Origin of the sequence: Haemophilus parainfluenzae (assembly GCF_900450995.1) — a bacterium.
GTDB classification, from domain to species: domain Bacteria; phylum Pseudomonadota; class Gammaproteobacteria; order Enterobacterales; family Pasteurellaceae; genus Haemophilus_D; species Haemophilus_D parainfluenzae_O.
The window spans coordinates 403875-426169 of the sequence record NZ_UGHY01000002.1; the positions used below are offsets into that span (position 1 = coordinate 403875).

Annotated in this window: 20 protein-coding genes, 5 tRNA genes and 1 pseudogene; 14 read left to right on the plus strand and 12 right to left on the minus strand. The window is 39.2% G+C overall.

Annotated elements, in window-relative coordinates:
• Positions 1-25 precede the first annotated feature (25 nt).
• Together mpl and metC are read right to left on the minus strand one after the other, a co-directional pair.
• On the minus strand, positions 26-1381 hold the full coding sequence (gene mpl / locus DX522_RS01905; protein ID WP_115179629.1) for a UDP-N-acetylmuramate:L-alanyl-gamma-D-glutamyl-meso-diaminopimelate ligase: 1356 nt from the start codon (positions 1379-1381) through the stop codon (positions 26-28).
• A gap of 90 nt (positions 1382-1471) precedes the next feature.
• Positions 1472-2662: a cystathionine beta-lyase gene (gene metC, locus DX522_RS01910; protein WP_115179630.1), complete on the minus strand. Its 1191-nt coding sequence runs from the start codon at positions 2660-2662 to the stop codon at positions 1472-1474.
• A 140-nt stretch (positions 2663-2802) separates the two neighbouring features.
• Here metC and DX522_RS01915 point away from each other — a divergent pair, with 140 nt between their 5' ends.
• The 5 genes from DX522_RS01915 (at position 2803) to DX522_RS01935 (ending at position 4470) form a co-directional block, all read left to right on the plus strand.
• Complete coding sequence (locus DX522_RS01915) at positions 2803-3405, plus strand: peroxiredoxin C (protein WP_115179631.1); 603 nt, start codon at positions 2803-2805, stop codon at positions 3403-3405.
• Positions 3406-3495: 90 nt separating this feature from the next.
• Positions 3496-4053: a CDP-diacylglycerol--glycerol-3-phosphate 3-phosphatidyltransferase gene (gene pgsA / locus DX522_RS01920; protein WP_115179632.1), complete on the plus strand. Its 558-nt coding sequence runs from the start codon at positions 3496-3498 to the stop codon at positions 4051-4053.
• A 155-nt stretch (positions 4054-4208) separates the two neighbouring features.
• Positions 4209-4284: transfer RNA gene (locus DX522_RS01925), tRNA-Gly, on the plus strand.
• Positions 4285-4288: 4 nt separating this feature from the next.
• Positions 4289-4375, plus strand: a tRNA-Leu gene (locus DX522_RS01930).
• A gap of 19 nt (positions 4376-4394) precedes the next feature.
• A tRNA-Lys gene (locus tag DX522_RS01935) sits at positions 4395-4470 on the plus strand.
• Between the two features lie 246 nt (positions 4471-4716).
• Here the strand turns inward: DX522_RS01935 and DX522_RS01940 are convergent.
• The 7 genes from DX522_RS01940 to DX522_RS01970 form a co-directional block, all read right to left on the minus strand.
• Positions 4717-6600 (minus strand): acyltransferase family protein, encoded by a 1884-nt coding sequence (locus DX522_RS01940; RefSeq protein ID WP_115179633.1) that lies wholly within the window; start codon positions 6598-6600, stop codon positions 4717-4719.
• Between the two features lie 355 nt (positions 6601-6955).
• Positions 6956-8380, minus strand: coding sequence for a tRNA (N6-isopentenyl adenosine(37)-C2)-methylthiotransferase MiaB (gene miaB, locus DX522_RS01945; RefSeq protein ID WP_115179634.1), 1425 nt, complete (start codon positions 8378-8380; stop codon positions 6956-6958).
• A gap of 150 nt (positions 8381-8530) precedes the next feature.
• Entirely contained in the window at positions 8531-9355 is an 825-nt protein-coding gene (cpdA, locus tag DX522_RS01950; protein WP_115179635.1) for a 3',5'-cyclic-AMP phosphodiesterase, read from the minus strand.
• Between the two features lie 7 nt (positions 9356-9362).
• The gene (gene nudF / locus DX522_RS01955; RefSeq protein ID WP_115179636.1) at positions 9363-9986 is read right to left on the minus strand and encodes an ADP-ribose diphosphatase; all 624 of its coding nucleotides are present in this window, start codon (positions 9984-9986) and stop codon (positions 9363-9365) included.
• A gap of 160 nt (positions 9987-10146) precedes the next feature.
• The gene (gene xseA, locus DX522_RS01960) at positions 10147-11466 is read right to left on the minus strand and encodes an exodeoxyribonuclease VII large subunit (RefSeq protein WP_115179637.1); all 1320 of its coding nucleotides are present in this window, start codon (positions 11464-11466) and stop codon (positions 10147-10149) included.
• Entirely contained in the window at positions 11466-12677 is a 1212-nt protein-coding gene (locus DX522_RS01965; RefSeq protein WP_115179638.1) for a cupin domain-containing protein, read from the minus strand. The genes xseA and DX522_RS01965 overlap by 1 nt, the downstream gene beginning before the upstream one ends.
• A 4-nt stretch (positions 12678-12681) precedes the next feature.
• Positions 12682-13008, minus strand: a complete 327-nt coding sequence (locus DX522_RS01970) for an RnfH family protein (RefSeq protein WP_115179639.1) — start codon at positions 13006-13008, stop codon at positions 12682-12684.
• Positions 13009-13088: 80 nt separating this feature from the next.
• On the opposite strand from DX522_RS01970, the gene DX522_RS01975 reads away from it, so the two are divergent.
• From DX522_RS01975 to tesB, 4 genes and pseudogenes are all read left to right on the plus strand, one after another.
• The gene (locus DX522_RS01975; RefSeq protein WP_065244332.1) at positions 13089-13505 is read left to right on the plus strand and encodes an EamA family transporter; all 417 of its coding nucleotides are present in this window, start codon (positions 13089-13091) and stop codon (positions 13503-13505) included.
• Between the two features lie 60 nt (positions 13506-13565).
• A pseudogene (gene pth / locus DX522_RS01980) lies at positions 13566-14074 on the plus strand (aminoacyl-tRNA hydrolase); the annotation flags it as partial.
• 142 nt (positions 14075-14216) lie between these two features.
• Complete coding sequence (gene ychF, locus DX522_RS01985; RefSeq protein WP_049355809.1) at positions 14217-15308, plus strand: redox-regulated ATPase YchF; 1092 nt, start codon at positions 14217-14219, stop codon at positions 15306-15308.
• Positions 15309-15366: 58 nt separating this feature from the next.
• Positions 15367-16227, plus strand: coding sequence for an acyl-CoA thioesterase II (gene tesB / locus DX522_RS01990; RefSeq protein ID WP_115179640.1), 861 nt, complete (start codon positions 15367-15369; stop codon positions 16225-16227).
• 24 nt (positions 16228-16251) lie between these two features.
• Here the strand turns inward: tesB and rnhA are convergent, their stop codons facing one another.
• A complete protein-coding gene (gene rnhA, locus DX522_RS01995; protein ID WP_115179641.1) occupies positions 16252-16713 on the minus strand; it encodes a ribonuclease HI in 462 nt (153 codons plus the stop codon).
• Between the two features lie 59 nt (positions 16714-16772).
• Here rnhA and dnaQ point away from each other — a divergent pair, with 59 nt between their 5' ends.
• From dnaQ to der, 4 genes are all read left to right on the plus strand, one after another.
• A complete protein-coding gene (dnaQ, locus tag DX522_RS02000) occupies positions 16773-17534 on the plus strand; it encodes a DNA polymerase III subunit epsilon (protein WP_115179642.1) in 762 nt (253 codons plus the stop codon).
• Positions 17535-17621: 87 nt separating this feature from the next.
• Positions 17622-17698 (plus strand) — tRNA-Asp (locus tag DX522_RS02005).
• Between the two features lie 27 nt (positions 17699-17725).
• Positions 17726-17802 (plus strand) — tRNA-Asp (locus tag DX522_RS02010).
• 111 nt (positions 17803-17913) lie between these two features.
• On the plus strand, positions 17914-19434 hold the full coding sequence (gene der / locus DX522_RS02015; protein ID WP_115179643.1) for a ribosome biogenesis GTPase Der: 1521 nt from the start codon (positions 17914-17916) through the stop codon (positions 19432-19434).
• Between the two features lie 67 nt (positions 19435-19501).
• On the opposite strand, the gene hpt is transcribed toward der, so the two are convergent.
• Entirely contained in the window at positions 19502-20041 is a 540-nt protein-coding gene (gene hpt, locus DX522_RS02020; protein WP_049381715.1) for a hypoxanthine phosphoribosyltransferase, read from the minus strand.
• 203 nt (positions 20042-20244) lie between these two features.
• Positions 20245-21600, minus strand: a complete 1356-nt coding sequence (gene pmbA, locus DX522_RS02025) for a metalloprotease PmbA (protein WP_115179644.1) — start codon at positions 21598-21600, stop codon at positions 20245-20247.
• Between the two features lie 88 nt (positions 21601-21688).
• Here pmbA and yjgA point away from each other — a divergent pair, with 88 nt between their 5' ends.
• On the plus strand, positions 21689-22225 hold the full coding sequence (yjgA, locus tag DX522_RS02030) for a ribosome biogenesis factor YjgA (protein ID WP_014065072.1): 537 nt from the start codon (positions 21689-21691) through the stop codon (positions 22223-22225).
• Positions 22226-22295 lie beyond the last annotated feature (70 nt).

A 22295-nucleotide genomic window follows, 5' to 3' on the forward strand; every position in this document is an offset into this window, starting at 1 on the left:
TTTTTGACCGCACTTTACATTGAGATTATTTTAATCTATCTAAAATCTTTTGATGAATGCCACCAAAGCTACCGTTTGACATCACAAGAATCTGATCTGTTGGTTTCGCTTCAGCCACTATCATATCCACTAATTTATCAATATTTCCTGTGTAATGTGCTGGTTGAATACATTGTCCCGCAATTTCAGCCACATCCCATGGAATATTATCTGGTTGTAGCATAAACACCGCATCAGCTCGCCCAAGTGCTGGTGCAATTTCATCTTTATGCACGCCCATTTTCATGGTGTTTGAACGAGGCTCTAATACGGCAAGAATACGTACGCCACCACCTACTTTGTCACGCAACGCAGTAAGTGTCGCCAGAATTGCTTCTGGATGGTGAGCGAAGTCATCATAAACCGTAATACCATTGACTTCCCCCTTCACTTCTAAACGACGTTTTGCATTGATAAAGCTGCCCAATGCATGACATGCATCTTCAATTTTGACACCCGCATGGTAAGCCGCCGCAATCGCCATTAAAGCATTGTGCATATTGTGCTGTCCGACAATATTCCATTTCACTTCAGCCACTTTTTTACCGTGATGGAATACGGCAAATTCAGAACAATCATTAGTAATACGTTCCGCAAACCATTCTTTATCTTTACCGATAAATTGCTGTTCTGACCAACATCCCATATTGAGGGTTTCTTTCACGCTCTGTTCATCTGCAAAAGAAAGAACGCGTCCTGTGGAAGGAATGGTTCTAATCATATGATGGAATTGACGTTGGATCGCATGAAGATCATCGAAGATATCAGCATGATCGAAGCTAATATTGTTAATGATCAAGGTTTTCGGATTGTAATGTACAAATTTAGAACGTTTATCAAAGAACGCCGTATCGTACTCATCCGCTTCAATCACAAAGAACTCACTTTCTCCTAAACGAGCAGAAGTACCAAAGTTGCCCGCAATTCCACCGATTAGGAAACCTGGTTTTAACTCATTTTGTTCTAAAATCCAAGTCAACATACCCGTTGTTGTGGTTTTACCATGTGTACCTGAAACCGCTAACACCCAACGATTACGCAATAAGTGGTCGTGTAACCATTGTGGACCTGATGTGTAAGGCAAGGCATTATCCAAAACATATTCCACGCAAGGATTACCACGCTTCATTGCATTCCCGACAATCACCATATCTGGCGCAGGCTGAAGTTGAGCTACATCATAATTGGGAATAATTTCAATGCCCTGCTCTTGTAAAAAAGTGCTCATCGGTGGGTAAACATTGGTATCGGAACCCGTTACTTTATAGCCCATTTGTTTGGCAATCATCGCAACGCCGCCCATAAAGGTACCACAGATGCCTAAAATATGAATATGTTTCATTATTCTTCTCTAGTTGCTAAAAATGCTGACTATGATAAATCAACTCAAAGATTGAGTAAATAAGGGCTGTTTACATAAACAGCCCCTTTATTATTTGATTCGGTCAAAGCCCGCTTGAAGATCAGCTATTAATTCATCTGTGTCTTCAAATCCAATATGCACACGAATTAATGAACCCGTTAATTTACGCTCAATACCTGGGCGAATTTTTGTAATTTCTTCTGGTTGATTGCATAAAATAAGCGATTCAAACCCACCCCAAGAATAAGCCATTGTGAAAAGATCAAAATGATCCATAAAGGCGGAAAGCTCTTCATCGTTTAAACGTTTATGTAATTCAAAAGAGAATAAACCGCTTGCGCCAGTAAAATCACGTTTAAAGTTTTCATGGCCTGGACAGCTTGGCAACTCAGGATGATACACTGCTTTAACTTGTGGTTGTTCACTTAACCATTTGGCCACTTTTAAACTGCTTTCATGATGTTGTTTTAATCGCACACCTAAGGTACGAATACCGCGTGCTGTTGTATAAGCAGAATCCGCATCAACCATTTGCCCCATTAAATAGGAATGTTCGCGCAATTTATCCCAAGTACGTGCATTAGCCACCGCAGTACCAATCATAATATCAGAATGCCCCACTAAATATTTCGTTCCTGCTTGAATAGAGATATCAATACCATGTTCTAATGCTTTAAATAATACGCCTGCCGCCCATGTATTATCGATCATAATGACAATTTCAGGACTCACGGCTCGAACGGCTTTAACAATCGCAGGAATATCTGGCACTTCCATTGTTAAAGAACTTGGTGACTCTAAAAATAAGACTTTCGTATTTGACTGCACAAGTTTCGCAATCTCTGTGCCTATCATTGGATCATAATAGGTCGTATCAATATGCATTTTTTTCAAAATCACATTGCAAAAATCTTGTGTCGGCTCATACGCCGCTCCTGTCATTAAAACGTGATCGCCCGTTTCTACAAATGATAAAATAGCGTTTGTTACCGCTGCAGCACCACAGGGATAAAGATAACAACCTGCCCCGCCTTCCATTTCACACATTAAATCTTGAAGTGCAAAGTGCGTTAACGTGCCACGACGACCGTAGAAAAGCTCTCCCTTGTAACGATTTTTTGTGCAATGTTTTTTATCCGCAATGGTCTCAAATACTAAAGAAGATGCGCGTTGAACCACGGGGTTAACAGAACCTTGAGTAAAACGTTTTTTACGTCCTGCATGAACCAATGTGGTCGATAAAGTATGATGTTCTGACATATATTTCACCTATAACTTAGACAATATTAATTAATTCAATAGATAAAAACAGCTGTTAAAGTGCGGTTAATTTTTTTAAAATACTACCCGCATTTTGCATCCGCAAAATTTTTATTAACATTCATATAGGAATTATGACTATGGTATTAGTAACTCGTCAAGCTCCAGATTTTACTTCCTCTGCAGTTTTAGGCAATGGTGAAATCGTTGATAACTTCAATTTCAAAAAACACATCGAAGGTAAAGCAGCGGTATTATTCTTCTACCCATTAGACTTCACTTTCGTTTGCCCATCTGAGTTAATCGCATTCGACCACCGTTATGAAGAATTCAAAAAACGTGGTGTTGAAGTTGTTGGTGTATCTATTGACTCTCAATTCACTCACAACGCATGGCGTAATACCCCAACTGAAAACGGCGGTATCGGTGCAGTTAAATATGCATTAGCAGCTGACGTTAAACACGAAATCGCTCAAGCATACGGTATTGAACATCCAGAAGCTGGCGTTGCATTACGTGCATCATTCTTAATTGACAAAAATGGGGTTGTTCGCCACCAAGTGGTTAATGACTTACCATTAGGTCGTAACATCGATGAAATGTTACGTATGGTTGATGCGTTACAATTCCATGAAGAACACGGTGAAGTTTGCCCTGCTCAATGGGAAAAAGGCAAAGAAGGTATGAAAGACAACCCAGAAGGCGTTGCTAAATACTTGAAACAAAACGCTGACAAACTTTAATTTTTAAGAAAAAGCCACTTAATGTGGCTTTTTTTATTTTTGTAGATCCTTTAGAATGAACGTATCTTTAACCAAAGTGCGGTTATTTTTATGAAATATAATATTCCTATTTTCCTGACGATTCTCCGAGTGATTTTAATTCCATTCTTCGTCGTAGCATTTTATTTGCCTATCCCTTCTGCTCCTTTTATTACAACGCTCATTTTCTTTATTGCTGGTGTCACCGACTGGTTTGATGGCTATCTCGCTCGAAAATTAAAACAAACAACTCGTTTCGGTGCTTTCCTTGATCCTGTAGCTGATAAAGTGATGGTTATTACCGCACTTGTATTAATTGTGGAATATCAACATTCTTTCTGGATTACCATTCCTGCCATTATTATGATTTCACGTGAAATCATTATCTCTGCTTTACGCGAATGGATGGCTGAATTAGGTGAACGTAATAAAGTGGCCGTTTCATGGCTAGGAAAAGTGAAAACGACATCTCAAATGCTAGCCTTAGGTGGATTACTCTGGCGATATAATGTGTATATGGAAACGCTAGCAATTGTATTGCTCTATTTAGCTGCGATTTTAACGGTTTGGTCAATGCTCCAATACTTAAAAGCAGCAAAAGGCAGCTTGTTAGATAACATTAAATTATAGAATTGACTAAATTTTAAATAAAAGGTGCGGTTATTTTAATCGTACCTTTTATTTTTGAATTATTTTTAACCAATTAAAAACTTTTTTTACGAATTTTATTTGACACAATAAGATAAATCCGTAAAATACGCCCCGTTGTTTGGCAACAAGCAAACGCGGGAATAGCTCAGTTGGTAGAGCACGACCTTGCCAAGGTCGGGGTCGCGAGTTCGAGCCTCGTTTCCCGCTCCAATTTGCCCGAGTGGTGGAATCGGTAGACACAAGGGATTTAAAATCCCTCGCCTTTCGAGGCGTGCCAGTTCAAGTCTGGCTTCGGGCACCATTTCAAAAATGATACCAGTGGGTCGTTAGCTCAGTCGGTAGAGCAGCGGACTTTTAATCCGTTGGTCGAAGGTTCGAATCCTTCACGACCCACCACTTTAAATCAGCACCTTAATTGGTGTTTTTTTATGTCTAAAATTTAGGATAAAGACTTTCCTACTCTCTTTTCTAAAAAACACATAAAAAATAAATATACTTTGAGCTATCCCTATACGTTTGGACAGATCATCAATTCACTTAAATTCAATGATATTGAATAATGCTTACGCATCAGAATTTGTATCTCAATCAATTACTTGATTTACACAACTTTTGAGAGATAATCAACCTTCGGCTGTTTTTTTACTCATAAAGCTGTTTCACCTGTTGAGGTGTCATCAGGCGCTGGTATTTGCTGAATTCTTTTGCCATATAGTAAGCACCAAAATTTGTTAAGTGATCTTGATCCCCATACAAGTATTTTCCTTCTGCTATAACGCTATCTTTTGGTAAATACTGTTGAGCATCTACCCAATAAACATTAGGAATATCTTTGACTAAATTGTGAATGATTTTGTTGCTAGCATCAATATCGCCCATTCTACGAATAGGTTCCAAATACTTTTCAAGCCCATATTTTCCTAGTAAATACCCTCGAACGGGAGATCTACTAATAGAGCTGTTATTTGCAAAGATATAAACAGGTTTTGATTTAGCGAGTAATTTTATAGTTTCAACAAAACGAGTTTTGAAGTTATCAATAAAGTAAGCCTGAGCGTTAAATCGGGGAACAGGTTGTCCTCCCATTCTTAAATCATAAAATCCAGAAATAAAAATAGCTTTGTATTTAGGTGAATTAATCTCATCAAGTACCCCTTGACACTCAGGTGTTATTCTATTGTTTTTATCCACTAAAACAAAACAATCTTTACCTTCAGTTATGCTTAAAATAGTCGACTTCCATCCTTCTTGCTTACCAAGATATTTTAAAAAATAAGTAAGATGACCAGCATGAGAATCCCCTATTGTTAAAACTGTAGTTGGGAAGTTATTCTCTAAATTAACAGATAAAACATCTTGTTCAATATGTTCTTTTTCTTTTCTAATCTGTTTTCTTTCATAAGTGTTATAACCAATAATAAAAAAAGATGGAATTAGATAAAGATAGATAAATGCCTGTTTAAAGTTTAATTTTGATTTTCTTATAGGTTGCTCAATTAAATAATAACTTGTGATAGAAAAAACAATAGTTAATATAACAACAATTAAAACTGCAATGCCTTCAATCTGCTTGCTGCCAGTAATGTAATAAGCGAGCGCAATAAAAATCCAATGATATAAATAGAGTGAATAAGAAATTTTTCCAATAAACACCATCACTTTATTAGATAAACATAATTTAATAATGTTATTTTGTAATGAGGTATGAATAATTAATGCTGTAAAAATACAAGGGAGAATTAAAGTAACTCCCGGAATATATGCAATATCATTATTCATTAAAAATAAACAGGAAAATAATAGTAATGTACTTAAAACAGCCAGAATATTACTTGCTAGCTTACTCAATTGAATGTTATTTGAAAAATTATGATAAATGGCTAGTAATGAACCTACAAGTAATTCTGGAAATCTTAGGTTAGATAGATAATAAATATTAGGTTGATGAAATACCTCTTTGTAAACATTAGCTGGAATAAAAGAGGTGGCAAGTAAAATAAAAAAAAAAACTAGCGTTATAGCAAATAATGCTTTAATTTCTCTAAATTTTTTATAAGCTAAAATTAGGATTAGTGGAAAAATAAGATAGTATTGCTCTTCTACAGCTAATGACCAAATATGTAGTACAGGGTTTTCATTTGCACTTAAGTCAAAATAACCTTGTGTTAAACCTAAATAGAAATTAGATAAGAAAATAGTGGCTAATTCTATTGTTTTTCTTAATTGGTTAAAATCATTATAAATAAAAATAGCAGATGCAATGAAAGACACTAATGCGATCACTGTAATAAAAGCAGGATAAATTCGTTTAATTCGTCGAGTATAAAATTGCTTAAATGAAAAAGAATTCTGTTGAATTTCTGTGATAATAATACCAGTAATCAGAAAACCAGAAATAACAAAGAAAATATCCACCCCAAGAAAACCACCTGGTAACCAGTTTTCATTAAGATGATAGATAATGACAGAAATAACCGCAATCGCTCGTAACCCATCAATTTCTGGGCGATATTTAATAGATGACATAATATTTCACTTAACCAATATATTAATATAAACAATTACTTAGAAAAACCATCTCATAAATTTATAACCGTTTATAGATTGACTTAACTACAGATATCCACATTGTACAGTTTTCGAAATCTGTTTAGATACGTTTTAACTATGCAACCAAAGATGCATAAGCAGGAATAGAAAGATTATTTGCCAATTCACGGGTGACAATATCTCACACCAAATATATTAAATAACTTGATACTTAAAAAGTTATCTAATATGTTTGCCCATAAAAATCTTCGATTTAATCTGCTAATCAAAGTCTCCAATTTCTAGGGCAAAGGTTATCTTCATTCGGTTGATTATCTATATTCTTAAATGATTATCCGTGATAACGTCCTACGCCTAATTCATCTTCTTTACGAGTACGGTTCATGACTTCTTGTGGTGATTGTGCAATACGTAATCCCATTTGATCTTCAGTACGCACGACATCGCCACGTAGAGAGTTAGTATAAACATCGGTAATCTTGATATCGACAAACTTACCAATCATATCTGGTGAGCCTTGGAAATTCACAATACGGTTGTTTTCAGTACGTCCTGTTAATTCCATAATATCTTTCTTAGATGGACCTTCCACCAACACGCGTTGCTCTGTGCCAAGCATACGGCGGCTATATTGTGCCGCTTGTTGGTTGATGCGCTCTTGTAAAAGATAGAGACGTTGTTTCTTCTCTTCTTCGGTTACATCATCTGGCATATCTGCCGCAGGTGTACCTGGACGCGCGGAATAGATAAAGCTAAAGCTCATATCAAAATTCACTTGTGCGATTAGGTTCATTGTTTGTTCAAACTCTTCATTGGTTTCACCTGGGAAACCCACAATGAAATCTGAGCTGATTTGAATATTTGGACGCACAGCACGTAATTTACGAATGATCGATTTATATTCTAACGCGGTATGACCACGTTTCATCATGGTTAAAATACGATCTGAACCAGCTTGTACCGGTAAGTGTACGAAGTCCACCAACTCAGGCGTATCGCGATACACGTCAATAATATCATCAGTAAATTCAATTGGGTGGCTGGTGGTAAAACGTAAACGGTCGATACCGTCAATAGACGCTACTAAACGCAATAATTCCGAAAATGTACAGATACCACCATCAAATGTCGGGCCACGATATGCGTTTACGTTTTGGCCTAATAAATTGATTTCACGTACACCTTGATCGGCTAACTGCGCAATTTCAAATAATACATCATCAACAGGACGGCTCACTTCTTCACCACGGGTATAAGGCACCACGCAGTAAGTACAATATTTATTACAGCCTTCCATAATAGACACAAACGCAGTTGGACCTTCTGCGCGAGGCTCTGGCAAGCGATCAAATTTTTCAATTTCAGGGAAACTTACATCCACCACCGAACTTTTACCGCCACGAATTTGGTTAATCATTTCTGGTAAGCGATGTAAAGTTTGCGGACCAAATACGATATCCACATAAGGTGCACGATGACGAATATGCTCACCTTCTTGTGAAGCTACACAACCGCCCACACCAATCACTAAGTTTGGATTTTGTTTTTTTAATTCTTTCCAACGCCCTAATTGGTGGAACACTTTTTCTTGTGCTTTTTCACGGATAGAACAGGTGTTAAGAAGTAACACATCGGCTTCTTCTGGAATATCAGTTAATTCTAAACCATGCGTATTTAAGAGAAGATCGGCCATTTTTGATGAATCGTATTCATTCATCTGACAGCCCCATGTTTTAATATGTAATTTTTGCGTCATTTTGCTTAAAAATAAAGATTAGTTAAAAGATAAAATCGGTCGGCTATTGTACAGAGTTGTGGGAATTCTGGCTAGTGTAAAATGGACTTTTACCCATTTCGGTATAGAAAAAGTGCGGTTAAAATCACCTGAATTTTAACCGCACTTTGTTTAGTATCCTTCTTCCTCCATATTTGGCAGGAATGTTTTTTGTTTAATTCGTTTCACTCTCGTTTCAATTCGCCCATCTGGATATAGCTCAATTTCACGCCAACCTGGTTGTAAGGTATCTAAAGCAAAATGATTGCTGTCTGGCTTAAATTGAATACAAGTCGCAGGCGTTGCCATAGTTTGATAACCTTGCCAATAGCCATCGACTTCTTGATGAATATGACCGTATAAAATCCCTTTTACATTGTTGAATTGAGACAAAATCTCTGAGAATTCATGAGCATTACGTAAGTTATGCTGATCAAGCCATGCTGAATTTGTTGGCAATAAATGGTGATGCAATACAACTAAGCTATGACGTGCTGGATTTTCGGCTAATTTCATTTTTAACCAATCTAGCTGATAAGCACTCAATTCGCCATGAGGCACACCAGAAACTTGGCTATCTAACAAAATCACTTGCCAATGTTTGCCAAGAAGTAAATGTTTTGATGCGTTAATAGGTGATTGGCTTAAATGCTCGACCATTTTAGGTTGAAAATCATGGTTACCTGGAAGCCAAAATACTGATTTATTTAACGGTTTAACCATTTCAACAAATCGTAGATAGCCTTCTTCGCTACTATCTTGTACCAAATCACCTGTCGCAAGCACGACATCATAATTAAAAGACTCTGCCTGAATTTCTTTTAACACCTGAGAAAAGCTTTCGTGTGTGTTGATACCTAATAAGTCTTTGCTTGTATCCTTAAACAAATGAGGATCGGTGATTTGTAATAATTTGACGATCTCACTTGCAGGCTCGCATTCAAATGTATTGTTCATGGGACTCCTATTGCCAGCGCTGCCGCAATTGGGCGTAATTTAATTGAAGCCATTGCAAGCCCATTACTGCAATACCATTATCAATTTTGCCATCACACATCCATTGATAGGCTTGCTCACGTTTCACCACATGAACACGGATGTCTTCATTCTCTTCAGCTAAACCATGAATACCTTTGGCTTGAGAGCTATCTACTCGACCGACAAACAAATGAATACGTTCGATGACACCGCCTGGGCTATCCCATACACTTAAACAATGAGTAAGATCTTGAACTGAGACCCCCGCTTCTTCTTCACTTTCGCGCAAAGCCACTTCTTCAGGTTGTTCCCCCGCTTCTACCATGCCAGCGATCAACTCTAATAACCAAGGAGAACGAGCTGATTCAGGTTGATATGCACCAATACGTACTTGCTCAACTAAAACCACAGCATCTTCTTTCGGATCGTAAGCAATCACGGCAGAGGCGGCACCTTTTACCAACAACTCTCGTGTTACGACACCACTTTCGCCACCGGCAAAAAGCTTGTGTTTGAACTGTACTTTCTTAAGTGTAAAAAAACCTTTATAAACAGTTTCTTCATTAAGAACTTCAATATCATGCTGACTAAACTGTTGAATTTCTGACATCGTAAATCTCCCAATACTGAGGTCGCATAATACTCTCATAGAAAAATAAAAAAAACCAAACCGCTCGTGTTTTTGTCGAAACTTTGAAGCCGGTCACAAAAAAAGAAAACCTATGATGATTTCTTATTCATCATAGGTTTACATTAAGAATCTATTTGAATTAACAAGCGCAGCTGGTTATTTCCCCATCTGCCACCTTCGTTTTAATCGTATCGCCTGTTTTGACTTGTTTCACACTCACAATGGCATGTCCCTTAGCATCCTCTGCAATGGAATATCCTCGCGCTAACACTTTCAATGGGCTTAATCCATCTAACTTGCCACACAATGTCGCTAATTTATTTTGACGTTCCGTGACTTGACGATTCGCCCCTAAATTTAACCGCACTTGTAACTGAGCTAAATATTGGGATTGTTTTTGCAATCGATAAGGCAACGGATTTTGTTTTAAGCGCGCTGAAAGTGCGGCCAATTTTTGTTGCGTTTTATCCATTTGTCGCTGCATCGCTAACAAGAGACGATGATGTAATTGCGCCGTTTTGGCTTTCTGCATCAATAATTGATTTTGCGGATGTTGGTTTTGCAGGCGTAAACGTAACTGTTGTAAACGCTGTTGTTGATGACTAAAAATACGATCTAACGCCATCTCTAAGCGCTGTTGTTTATAGGCTAACTGTTGAAGTAATTCCTGCTGATTGCGACTCACTAACTCCGCCGCCGCAGAGGGGGTTGGCGCACGTAAATCAGCTACAAAATCTGCGATGGTGACATCCGTTTCGTGACCTACCGCACTGATAATCGGTAAATTAGAACGGAAAATCGCACGCGCCACTTCTTCTTCATTAAAGCACCAAAGATCTTCTAAAGAACCACCGCCACGGCCGACAATCAATATATCCACTTCTTGACGCGCATTAGCGAGCTCAATCATTTGGACGATTTCAGCCGTTGCTTCTTTGCCTTGCACTGCCGTTGGATAAATCACCACTTTTAAACTTGGATCGCGGCGAGCCAAAATATTCAGAATATCTTGTAAAGCCGCGCCTGTAGAAGACGTAATAATACCCACTGCTTTGGCAAAGTCTGGCAAGCTTTTCTTCAAGTTTTGCGCAAACAATCCTTCAGCTGCCAATTTCATTTTGAGTGCTTCAAATTGCTGTTGCAACAATCCCTCACCAGCAGGGTGCATGGATTCAATAATCAGCTGATAATCACCGCGAGGCTCATATAAACTGACATTCGCCCGCACCAAGACCTGCATGCCGTTTTGCGGACGAAACCCCACACGCAAATTTTTCATGCGGAACATCGCACCGCGAACTTGGGCATTTTCATCTTTTAGCGTTAAATACCAATGCCCTGACACAGGTTGAGTGAAATTAGAAATCTCCCCTGTAAGCCAAATCTGTGAAAAATTCCCTTCCAACATTTGGCGGGTTGCGCTGTTAAGCTGGGAAACGGAGTAAATGTTTTCAGACATTATTCAATCAACACCCAACCGTCATCTAGCCAGTTACAAATCGAATCAAGTAATAATTCCATTGTACTTTCAGGATCTTCTGTGTCATTCACTAAATTATTTAAGAATACCCAATCTAGCGCTTCACCATCGGAAAGGCGTTTCAACACTTCCGCTTCAATAACATTCACCTCATCTAACCATTCGCCATTAGCATAAATGCGGAGTGGATTTTCGGTGTAAAGCAATTTGCAGTTATTGTCCTGCATTAATACACCTTGTTCCTCTTCTAAAATTGACCGCACGTCGTCAGGATCGGACATCTCATCGGATACTAACATTTCATAACGACGTGAGCTCACTGTACTAGCTACTGCTTGTTTGAACAAGGCATCAAAGGCTTCTGACTCTGCCAATTTCGCTAAGAATTGCTGTTTCATTGCTTGAATATTTTCATCTGCCAATTTGCCCGTACGCTGCTCTGATTGCGTTAAGCGTAACGGTAATTGGAATTCGCTTAAATTCAATTCAGGATCTTGATGACAAAACGCTTTATTCACGTTATCGAAAATGTCTGCTAAATTCGGGTAACGCAAACCGAAAGAAAAGGTCAAGCAATCATCTTCTGCCACACCGTAATGTGACATACGAGCTGGAATATAAAGAATATCACCTGGGTTCATCACTTCATCAATCACCAATTCACCCATATCGTCAAAAATACGGATCGGCTGATTCGGTTTAAATTCTGTGGAAGAATCACACCATTTGCCTAGCTGCCAACGGCGATGTCCATAGCCTTGCACCAAGAACACATCATATTCGTCATAATGCTTACCAACGGAACCGCCTTTAGGTGCATAAGACACCATAATATCGTCGCGTTGCCATTGTGGGATAAAGCCAAATTTATTCCAAAATTGACCTAATTCAGTACTCCATTGTTCTAAATTTTGGACAAGCACCGACCATTTCTCCGGTACATCCGCAAAATCTTCTTCGGATAACGGACTAAAAAATACTTTCCAATTATCATCTGAAAAGGTTTTCACTAAACGCGCGGTCACATCTTCGCCTTGTGCTAATTCGATGATATCGTCAGGCTCAAATTGACCCACAATTTCAGGCAAACCATTACGAATAATTAATGGTTTTTTCTGCCAATAATCACGCAGGAAAATTTCAGGGGTAATGCCATCAGGCAGACAATATTGGTTGGAAAGTGCGGTCATTTTTTTACTCCTTTTCCTGTTTTTCTTGTTGAGCTTTTTCTTGTGCGGCTTTGGCTTGCTCTGCTGCACGTTTACGACGAATCTCTTTAGGATCGGCTAATAATGGACGGTAAATTTCAATACGATCGCCGTCTTTTAATTGATCGTTTAGTTTTACTGGACGGGAATAAATCCCCACTTTATTTTCACGCAAATCGATTTCGGCAAACTGTTGTAAAATACCTGATTGCAAAATAGCCGTTTGGATCATTGTGCCTTCATCCACTTTGAAGGATTTCAAATAATAGCGATCCGGCAAGGCATAGGCGATTTCAATATTAATTTGGTTCATGTCTTATTCTGTCTTGATGAGTTTTCCGTTATTATAGCGGAAAAGTGCGGTCAATATTAACGATAAAATAGGAAGACATCATGAATTGGGTATTTTTTGCTATTGGTTCAGCCTTTTTCGCTGGACTTACCGCTATTTTAGGCAAATTAGGGGTTGAAGGCATTAACAGTAACCTCGCGACTTTTATCCGTACGATTGTGGTTTTACTCGTTACAGCAGGTATCATTAGCGCACGTAACGAATGGCAACTGCCACAACATATTGCTGCAAAACCGTTTACCTTTTTAATTCTTTCTGGTGTTGCTACGGGCCTATCTTGGCTTTGTTATTATCGCGCGTTACAAATGGCGCCCGCCTCTTGGGTTGCACCTATTGATAAACTCAGTGTGGTGATTGCCATTATTTTAGGCGTGGTATTGTTAGGCGAACCCTTAAGCATGAAATTAGTCATAGGAAGTCTATTAATTCTCTCAGGTGTTTTAGTCTTAGCCTTATAGATTGAGAAATTAGCCCTTCTTCGCTACAATACGCCACTATTTTTATTCAAGCAGAAAACTATGTCTGAAATTAAACTCATCGTGGGGTTGGGAAACCCTGGCGATAAATATGCGGAAACCCGCCACAATGCAGGGGAATGGCTGATTGAGCGTTTAGCTCGTCGCTTTAATGTTTCGCTTAATGCAGAAAATAAATTCTTTGGTTACGTAGGAAAAACGTTAATTAATGGCAAAGAAGTCCGTTTTTTAGTGCCGACGACGTTTATGAATTTAAGTGGAAAAGCCGTAGGCGCACTTGCTAATTTTTATCGCATCAAACCAGAAGAAATTTTAGTGCTACACGATGAATTAGATTTACCGCCTGGCACCGTAAAATTAAAACAAGGTGGCGGCATGGCGGACATAATGGTTTAAAAGATATCGTGGCTCAGCTTGGTAACAGCAACAATTTCTATCGTTTACGCATTGGCATTGGCCATCCTGGACACCGTGATTTAGTTTCAGGTTTTGTGCTTAACAAACCTGCGCCTGCAGAAAGAGAAGCACTCGATAAAGCGTTAGATGAAGCTACCGATTGCATTGAATTGCTTTTCAAAGAAGGCATGGTGAAGGCCACCAATCGCTTAAACAGTTTTAAAATTTAACTCAAAAGTGCGGTGAAAAAACACCATAAATTTTAACCGCACTTATGCTTACAATAAGGAAAACATCATGGGATTTAAATGTGGTATCGTTGGTTTGCCAAACGTCGGTAAATCTACCCTTTTTAATGCATTAACCAAAGCCGGTATCGAAGCGGCAAACTATCCGTTCTGTACAATCGAACCAAATACTGGCGTGGTACCCATGCCGGATCCGCGTTTAGATGCGTTAGCGGAAATTGTTAAACCTGAACGTGTATTACCCACCACTATGGAGTTTGTGGATATCGCTGGTTTGGTTGCGGGTGCAAGTAAAGGTGAAGGCTTAGGTAATAAATTCCTAGCTAATATCCGTGAAACTGATGCAATTGGTCATGTTGTTCGTTGTTTTGAAAATGATGACATCGTGCACGTTGCGGGTAAAATCGATCCATTAAGCGATATCGAAACCATCAATACCGAATTAGCCCTTGCTGACTTAGACAGCTGTGAACGTGCTATTCAACGTTTACAAAAACGAGCTAAAGGTGGCGATAAAGACGCAAAATTTGAGCTGTCTGTGATGGAAAAAATCCTTCCTGTACTTTCTGAAGCAGGCATGATTCGTTCTGTTGAATTGGATAAAGATGAGTTATTGGCGATTAAAAGCTATAACTTCCTCACATTAAAACCAACCATGTACATTGCGAACGTAAATGAAGACGGTTTTGAAAACAACCCATATTTAGACAAAGTACGTGAGTTTGCAGAAAAAGAAGGCTCTGTTGTGGTGCCTGTATGTGCGGCGATTGAAGCGGAAATTGCTGAACTTGATGACGATGAAAAAATCGAATTCTTACAAGATCTCGGTATTGAAGAACCTGGCTTAAACCGTGTAATTCGCGCTGGTTATGCCTTATTAAATCTTCAAACCTACTTCACTGCAGGCGTGAAAGAAGTTCGTGCATGGACGGTTTCTGTGGGTGCAACCGCCCCTAAAGCAGCGGCTGTAATCCACACAGACTTTGAAAAAGGCTTCATCCGTGCAGAAGTGATTGCTTACGATGACTTCATCCAATTCAAAGGTGAAAACGGTGCAAAAGAAGCAGGTAAATGGCGCTTAGAAGGTAAAGACTACATCGTGCAAGATGGTGATGTCATGCATTTCCGCTTTAACGTATAAAAATTCTTCAGACCGCATGAATATGCGGTCTTTTTGTATTTATAAAAGGAAAAAAACAATGTCGGATAAATTAAATCAACTCATCGAATTGTTAAAATTAGAAAAAATTGATGATCTTATCTTTCGCGGAGCCAGTGAAGACTTAGGTTTTCGCCAAGTATTTGGTGGCCAAGTCGTGGCACAATCTCTTTCAGCCGCGATGCAAGTTGCCCCCCCGGAGCGTGTACTCCATTCTTGCCATGCTTACTTTTTAGCACCTGGCGACAGTCAACACCCGATTATTTATGATGTGGAAACCTTACGTGAAGGACGCAACTTCTCTGCGTTACGCGTAAAAGCCATTCAACATAAAAATGTGATTTGTCATGTCACTGCTTCATTTCAAGTACCCGAAGAAGGCTTCGACCATCAATCAGCCATGCCGCAAGTACCGGGACCAGAACAATGCATTGATGAACACGAAATCATGTTAAAAGTGGCGCAGACTTTACCAGAAAGCTTGAGTGAAAAATTTGCTCAAGAACGCCCATTTCAAATTCATAGCCGATATTTGAACAATCCATTTGATGGTCGAGAACTGCCACCCGAACAATATGCTTGGTTTAAAACCAATGGAGAGGCGCCATTAGATTTGCAGACGCAGCAATGTCTTTTAGGGTATTTTTCTGATTTTCACTGTATTTTGACCGCACTTCATCCACATAGGAAAGGCTTTTTACAAAAAGGGATGAAAGTGGCTACAATCGACCACAGTATTTGGTTCCACCGCCCTTTCAATTTAAATAATTGGCACTTACATGCCATTGAAAGTAACAATGCTTTTGCGGGACGAGGTTTAGCGAGAGGACAAATTTTTGCTGCAGATGGCACATTAATTGCCACCACACAGCAGGAAGGGTTAATTCGTTATCAAAAATAACCGCACTTTAAAACCAGGTGCAGACTACCCTTCGTAACCGATATCTTCTAAAGTTGGGTTTTCCGCACCTTGTTTGGCTAGTTCATCACAAATTTCATTTTCACGATGGCCGGAATGGCCTTTCACCCACTGCCAATCAATGTTATGGGTTTGAATTGCCTGATCTAACGCAATCCATAAATCCTGATTTTTTACCGTCTTTCCCGTACTCGCTTTCCAATTGTTTTTCTTCCAATTGTAAATCCATTGTGTGATACCATTTTTCATATATTGGCTATCACTATAAAGCGTCACATGGCAAGGCTCTTTTAAGCTATTTAAAGCCTCAATCACTGCTCGTAATTCCATGCGATTATTGGTGGTTTTGAAATACCCTTTTGAAATATGTTTTTCGTGCTGTTTATAGCGCAGGACAATCCCTATGCCACCGGCTCCCGGATTGCCTAGGCAAGATCCATCCGTAAAAATTTCAATCTGTTTTTGCATAACTAATTCGAGCTTGTGTAAAATAGGCAGTATTTTAAAGGAAACAAATAGGTAGAACAATGATAAATCCGGATCGCCAAATTGTACTGGATACTGAAACCACCGGTATGAACCAAATTGGCGCACATTACGAAGGACATTGCATTATTGAAATTGGCGCCGTGGAAATGGTTAACCGTAAATACACAGGCAATAATTTTCACATTTATATTAAACCGGATCGTTTGGTTGATCCCGATGCTATTAAAGTTCACGGTATTACGGATGAAATGCTTGCGGATAAACCGGATTTCAAAACGATTGCACAAGACTTTATAGAATACATTCGCGGTGCCGAACTTCTGATTCATAATGCCCCCTTCGACGTGGGCTTTATGGACTATGAATTCCGTAAACTTGGGTTAGATATCAAAACGACCGACATTTGCCTGGTCACCGATACGTTGCAAATGGCGCGCCAAATGTATCCTGGAAAACGTAATAGCTTAGATGCGTTGTGTGATCGTTTAGGCATTGATAACAGCAAACGAACACTCCACGGCGCGTTGCTGGATGCGGAGATTTTAGCCGACGTTTATTTGTCCATGACAGGCGGTCAAACCAGTCTATTTGATGAAGATCATGCGGATAGTTCAATTATCCAAGCTGGCACCAATATGCAAGATCTTCAAAGTGCGGTCAATTTTTCGCAAAATTTAAAAGTGTTACAACCCACCGATGATGAACTTCAAGCTCATTTAGATTTCATTAAATTGGTCAATAAAAAAAGCGATGGCAAATGTTTTTGGTCTATTCGTACGGGTGACGAAACCTCACATTAATCGGTTATCTATTAATCAGATAAACATAAAAAAGAAAAAAAAGATTGACGGTTTTAACGTTCATCATTATTATACCCAGCACTTAGCGGAGTGGTAGTTCAGCTGGTTAGAATACCTGCCTGTCACGCAGGGGGTCGCGGGTTCGAGTCCCGTCCATTCCGCCAATTTAAAACTTGTCTTAATATACTCACGGAGTGGTAGTTCAGCTGGTTAGAATACCTGCCTGTCACGCAGGGGGTCGCGGGTTCGAGTCCCGTCCATTCCGCCAATTAAGCCGAGATAATGAAGCACCAGAAGGTGCTTTTTTTATGTCCGAATTTTACCTGCCAGCCAACATTCGCTATAATTAACCAAATTTACACTTTACAGAGATATTTTTATGACAACTCCTGTCGTTGCCTTAGTGGGTCGCCCAAACGTAGGTAAATCCACCCTATTCAACCGTTTAACCCGTACTCGCGATGCGCTTGTCGCTGACTTTCCTGGTTTAACCCGAGATCGTAAATACGGTCATGCCAATATTTCTGGCTATGATTTCATTGTGATCGATACCGGCGGTATTGATGGCACTGAAGAAGGCGTTGAAGAAAAAATGGCGGAGCAATCCTTATTAGCGATTGAAGAAGCCGATGTAGTGCTTTTCTTAGTGGATGCACGCGCAGGTTTAACGGCTGCAGACATTGGCATTGCCAATTACTTACGCCAACGTACTAATAAAACAACCGTGGTTGTAGCAAATAAAACTGACGGTATTGATGCTGACTCACACTGTGCGGAATTTTATCAATTAGGCTTAGGTGAAATTGAACAAATCGCCGCATCACAAGGCCGTGGCGTGACTCAATTAATGGAGCAAGTACTTGCGCCTTTAGCGGAAAAATTACAAGAAAACGAAGCAGAAAATGACCGCACTTCTGATGAAGAAGAAAAAGATGAATGGGATAACGAATTTGACTTCGATTCAGAGGAAGATACTTCATTAATTGATGAAGCATTAGACGAAGAACTTGAAGAAGAACAAGATAAAAATATCAAAATTGCGATTGTAGGTCGTCCAAACGTTGGTAAATCCACATTAACCAATCGTATTTTAGGTGAAGATCGCGTGGTGGTTTACGACATGCCTGGCACAACACGTGACAGTATCTACATTCCAATGGAACGCGATGGGCAACAATACACCTTAATTGACACAGCAGGTGTGCGTAAACGTGGTAAAGTGCATTTAGCCGTTGAGAAATTCTCTGTCATCAAAACATTACAAGCGATTCAAGATGCAAACGTGGTGTTACTCACAATTGATGCGCGTGAAAATATTTCAGATCAAGATCTCTCTCTACTTGGCTTTATCTTAAATGCAGGACGCTCGCTCGTGATCGTCGTGAATAAATGGGATGGCTTAGATCAAGATGTGAAAGATCGCGTCAAATCCGAATTAGATCGCCGTCTTGATTTCATCGACTTTGCCCGTGTTCATTTCATTTCTGCTTTACACGGCAGTGGCGTGGGGAATCTTTTTGATTTGATTAAAGAAGCTTATGCTTGTGCGACGCAAAAAATGACGACTTCCCTTCTCACCCGTATTTTACAAATGGCAACGGATGAGCATCAACCACCAATGATTGGCAGTCGTCGTATTAAATTAAAATATGCTCACCCAGGTGGCTATAACCCACCAATTATCGTGGTGCATGGTAACCAAATGGATAAATTACCGGATTCATACAAACGTTATTTATCTAATTATTATCGAAAGAGTTTGAAAATTATTGGTTCACCAATTCGCTTGCTATTCCAAGAAGGTTCAAACCCATTCGCGGGTAGAAAAAATAAACTTACACCAAACCAATTACGTAAACGTAAACGTTTAATGAAGTTTATCAAAAAAGCGAAACGCTAATCTTAACAAACAAAGAGCGATCAAAAATCACTGTGAATCTTGACCGCTCTTTTTATTGAAAAATAAATTATTCGTCTATAACCACTTTGCCAATATAGCCTAGATTACGATAACGTTGAGCGTAATCAATACCATAGCCGACAACAAATTCATCCGGAATAGAAAAACCAATCCATTCAACCGGTACTTCCACTTCTCGGCGAGAAGGTTTATCTAACAAGGTACAAATTGCCAAGCTCGCAGGATCGCGTAAATTTAAAATACCACGTACTTTTTCGAGGGTGTACCCCGTATCAATAATATCCTCAACAATCAGCACGTGTTCATTACGAATATCGCCCTCGAGATCTTTCGAAATCTTAACATCGTGATTACTTGTCATCCCAGCGCCATAACTCGATGTGGTCATAAACTCCACTTCTACCGGTAATTTTAATTCACGTACGAGATCGGCCATGAACATAAATGAACCACGTAAAAGCCCAACAACAATCAGTTTATCAATGGCTTGTTGTTGATAAAAATGCGTAATTTCTGCACCAAGTTCAGTAATGCGGCTACGAACATCCGCTTCTGAAATTAAAATATCGACGTGGTGTTTTTTCATGGTCTTTCCTTTTTAATTTAATCGTTTGCGTATTCTACAATAAAAAAGGCTGAAGTTTAAACCTTCAGCCTTTTTAACCCTAACGAATTTACTTTCTACTCTACCTGTTGGAGCAATCTGCAATCGCTGCTAAACAGATGTGCGTATAGTAGCAGAAAGAAATTGCGTGTCAATAAGAATTATTATCATTTTTAAAAAATTTATTAATTTCCTGAAATTTTCATCTTATCTAACAAGATTGAACCTGTTTGGATATTGGATCGATGTTCAATATCATCTGCTACTGCCACAATATTTTTTAACATATCCTGCAATTGACCAGCAATAGTAATTTCAGCAACTGGATATTGGATTTCACCATTCTCTACCCAGAAACCCGCTGCACCACGAGAATAATCCCCCGTCACAATATTTACGCCTTGCCCCATGACATCTGTCACCAATAAACCTGTGCCCATTTGACGTAAAAGTGCGGTCAATCCGCCCGTTAAATTTGGTTTCACAAGCCAGTTGTGAATCCCGCCTGCATGACCGGTACTTTGCATGCCCATTTTTCTACCGCTGTAACTGGTGAGCAAATAGGTTTGCAATACGCCATCTTGAATAATTTCAAGATCCTGTGTTCGCACCCCTTCGCTATCAAAAGGCGTGGAGGCTAAACGTTTTAACAAATGCGGACGCTCACTAATTTGGAACCAATCTGGCAACACTTGTTTTCCAAGATGATCGAGCAAGAAGCTGGATTTACGATATAAGCTGCCACCACTAATCGCGCCCGTTAAATGAGAGATTAATCCTGTTGCCACATCATTTAAGAAAATCACCGGCACTTCACGTGTCGTTAATTTTTGTGGATTTAAACGCGCAATCACTTTTTTTGCACAATTCTGTCCTACCCAATCCGCTGAAGAAAGAGTATCAAACTCACGTGAAACTGTATATTCGTAGTCATTTTCAAGTTGATCTAGTTCTCCACCAATCACTGAACAAGATAAAGAATAACGGCTAGATAAGTAACTTTGTAACATCCCATGTGTATTACCATAAACACGCACACCGGTATGCGAATTAAAACTAGCACCGTTACTATTCACAATTTTATCATCGTATTCCAAAGCCGCTTTTTCAGCTTCTAAAGCTAATTTCGTAGCCTGTTCGACATCAACACTTGCCCCATGATAAAGCGCTAAGTCAGGTGCTTCAAAAGCCATTAATTCTTTATCCGCTAGCCCTGTGCAATCATCTGGCGAGGTATATTTTGCAATAGCAAGTGCTGCTTCAACGGTGTTTTTAATGGCTTCTTCGCTTAAGTCTGAGGTAGAAGCATTGCCTTTTTGTTGGCCTAAATAAACAGAAATGCCTAATGCTCCATCATTAGTAAATTCAACATTTTCAATCTCTTGCAGACGGGTTGAAACCGATAAACCACTCACTTTTGTCACGCCAACTTCAGCGGTTGCCCCCGCTTTCTGTGCAGTTTCAATCGCAAAACTGACTGCATCACGCAATGTTTGCTCTTGAGATTTTAAAAGTGCGGTTAAATTTTCTGCTGTTTTCATGATGATAATCCTATTAAAAATTTGCACCATTTTATCTTATTTTGAAAGTTTATGCTAAAATACACCAAATTTTTCATAAGGTAATAGAATGGCAAAACGTAAGAAAAAAGAAGCCTTTGATTGGGAAGATGAAGACCAAGAAGAGATTATTTGGGTAAGTAAAAGTGAAATCAAACGCGACGCTGAGGATTTAAAACAGCTCGGCGAGAAATTGGTGAACTTAACCAAAGCAAATCTGACTAAGGTTCCACTAGACGATAGCTTGAAAGATGCCATTGAATTAGCGCAACGCCTACAAAAAGAGGCGCGTCGTCGCCAATTGCAATATATTGGTAAACTCTTACGCTCAATTGATGCTGAGCCTATTCGTGAAGCTTTAGAAAAAATTGAAAACAAACATAATCAGCAGCAAGCGATGTTGCATAAATTGGAAATCTTACGTGATGAGTTGGTTGCGAAAGGTGATGCAGCACTGACTGATTTGTTAAATGAGCATCCTTCTGCAGATCGCCAACAATTACGTAATTTGATTCGTGCAGCACAAAAAGAGAAGGAACAAAATAAGCCTTCAAAAGCTTATCGCGAGATTTATCAGATCTTAAAAACACTCATTTTAGAAGACTAAAATACGGCTATTTTTGACCGCACTTTGTGTCAAAAAAGTGCTATGATTAGTTACCCTTTTAAGAAGGAAA

What these genes read in the sequence shown, in the direction of transcription:
- mpl (WP_115179629.1), bottom strand. Translation starts at nt 1,381, where the DNA reads ATGAAACATATTCATATTTTAGGCATCTGTGGTACCTTTATGGGCGGC.
- metC (WP_115179630.1), bottom strand. Translation starts at nt 2,662, where the DNA reads ATGTCAGAACATCATACTTTATCGACCACATTGGTTCATGCAGGACGT.
- DX522_RS01915 (WP_115179631.1), top strand. Translation starts at nt 2,803, where the DNA reads ATGGTATTAGTAACTCGTCAAGCTCCAGATTTTACTTCCTCTGCAGTT.
- pgsA (WP_115179632.1), top strand. Translation starts at nt 3,496, where the DNA reads ATGAAATATAATATTCCTATTTTCCTGACGATTCTCCGAGTGATTTTA.
- DX522_RS01940 (WP_115179633.1), bottom strand. Translation starts at nt 6,600, where the DNA reads ATGTCATCTATTAAATATCGCCCAGAAATTGATGGGTTACGAGCGATT.
- miaB (WP_115179634.1), bottom strand. Translation starts at nt 8,380, where the DNA reads ATGACGCAAAAATTACATATTAAAACATGGGGCTGTCAGATGAATGAA.
- cpdA (WP_115179635.1), bottom strand. Translation starts at nt 9,355, where the DNA reads ATGAACAATACATTTGAATGCGAGCCTGCAAGTGAGATCGTCAAATTA.
- nudF (WP_115179636.1), bottom strand. Translation starts at nt 9,986, where the DNA reads ATGTCAGAAATTCAACAGTTTAGTCAGCATGATATTGAAGTTCTTAAT.
- xseA (WP_115179637.1), bottom strand. Translation starts at nt 11,466, where the DNA reads ATGTCTGAAAACATTTACTCCGTTTCCCAGCTTAACAGCGCAACCCGC.
- DX522_RS01965 (WP_115179638.1), bottom strand. Translation starts at nt 12,677, where the DNA reads ATGACCGCACTTTCCAACCAATATTGTCTGCCTGATGGCATTACCCCT.
- DX522_RS01970 (WP_115179639.1), bottom strand. Translation starts at nt 13,008, where the DNA reads ATGAACCAAATTAATATTGAAATCGCCTATGCCTTGCCGGATCGCTAT.
- DX522_RS01975 (WP_065244332.1), top strand. Translation starts at nt 13,089, where the DNA reads ATGAATTGGGTATTTTTTGCTATTGGTTCAGCCTTTTTCGCTGGACTT.
- ychF (WP_049355809.1), top strand. Translation starts at nt 14,217, where the DNA reads ATGGGATTTAAATGTGGTATCGTTGGTTTGCCAAACGTCGGTAAATCT.
- tesB (WP_115179640.1), top strand. Translation starts at nt 15,367, where the DNA reads ATGTCGGATAAATTAAATCAACTCATCGAATTGTTAAAATTAGAAAAA.
- rnhA (WP_115179641.1), bottom strand. Translation starts at nt 16,713, where the DNA reads ATGCAAAAACAGATTGAAATTTTTACGGATGGATCTTGCCTAGGCAAT.
- dnaQ (WP_115179642.1), top strand. Translation starts at nt 16,773, where the DNA reads ATGATAAATCCGGATCGCCAAATTGTACTGGATACTGAAACCACCGGT.
- der (WP_115179643.1), top strand. Translation starts at nt 17,914, where the DNA reads ATGACAACTCCTGTCGTTGCCTTAGTGGGTCGCCCAAACGTAGGTAAA.
- hpt (WP_049381715.1), bottom strand. Translation starts at nt 20,041, where the DNA reads ATGAAAAAACACCACGTCGATATTTTAATTTCAGAAGCGGATGTTCGT.
- pmbA (WP_115179644.1), bottom strand. Translation starts at nt 21,600, where the DNA reads ATGAAAACAGCAGAAAATTTAACCGCACTTTTAAAATCTCAAGAGCAA.
- yjgA (WP_014065072.1), top strand. Translation starts at nt 21,689, where the DNA reads ATGGCAAAACGTAAGAAAAAAGAAGCCTTTGATTGGGAAGATGAAGAC.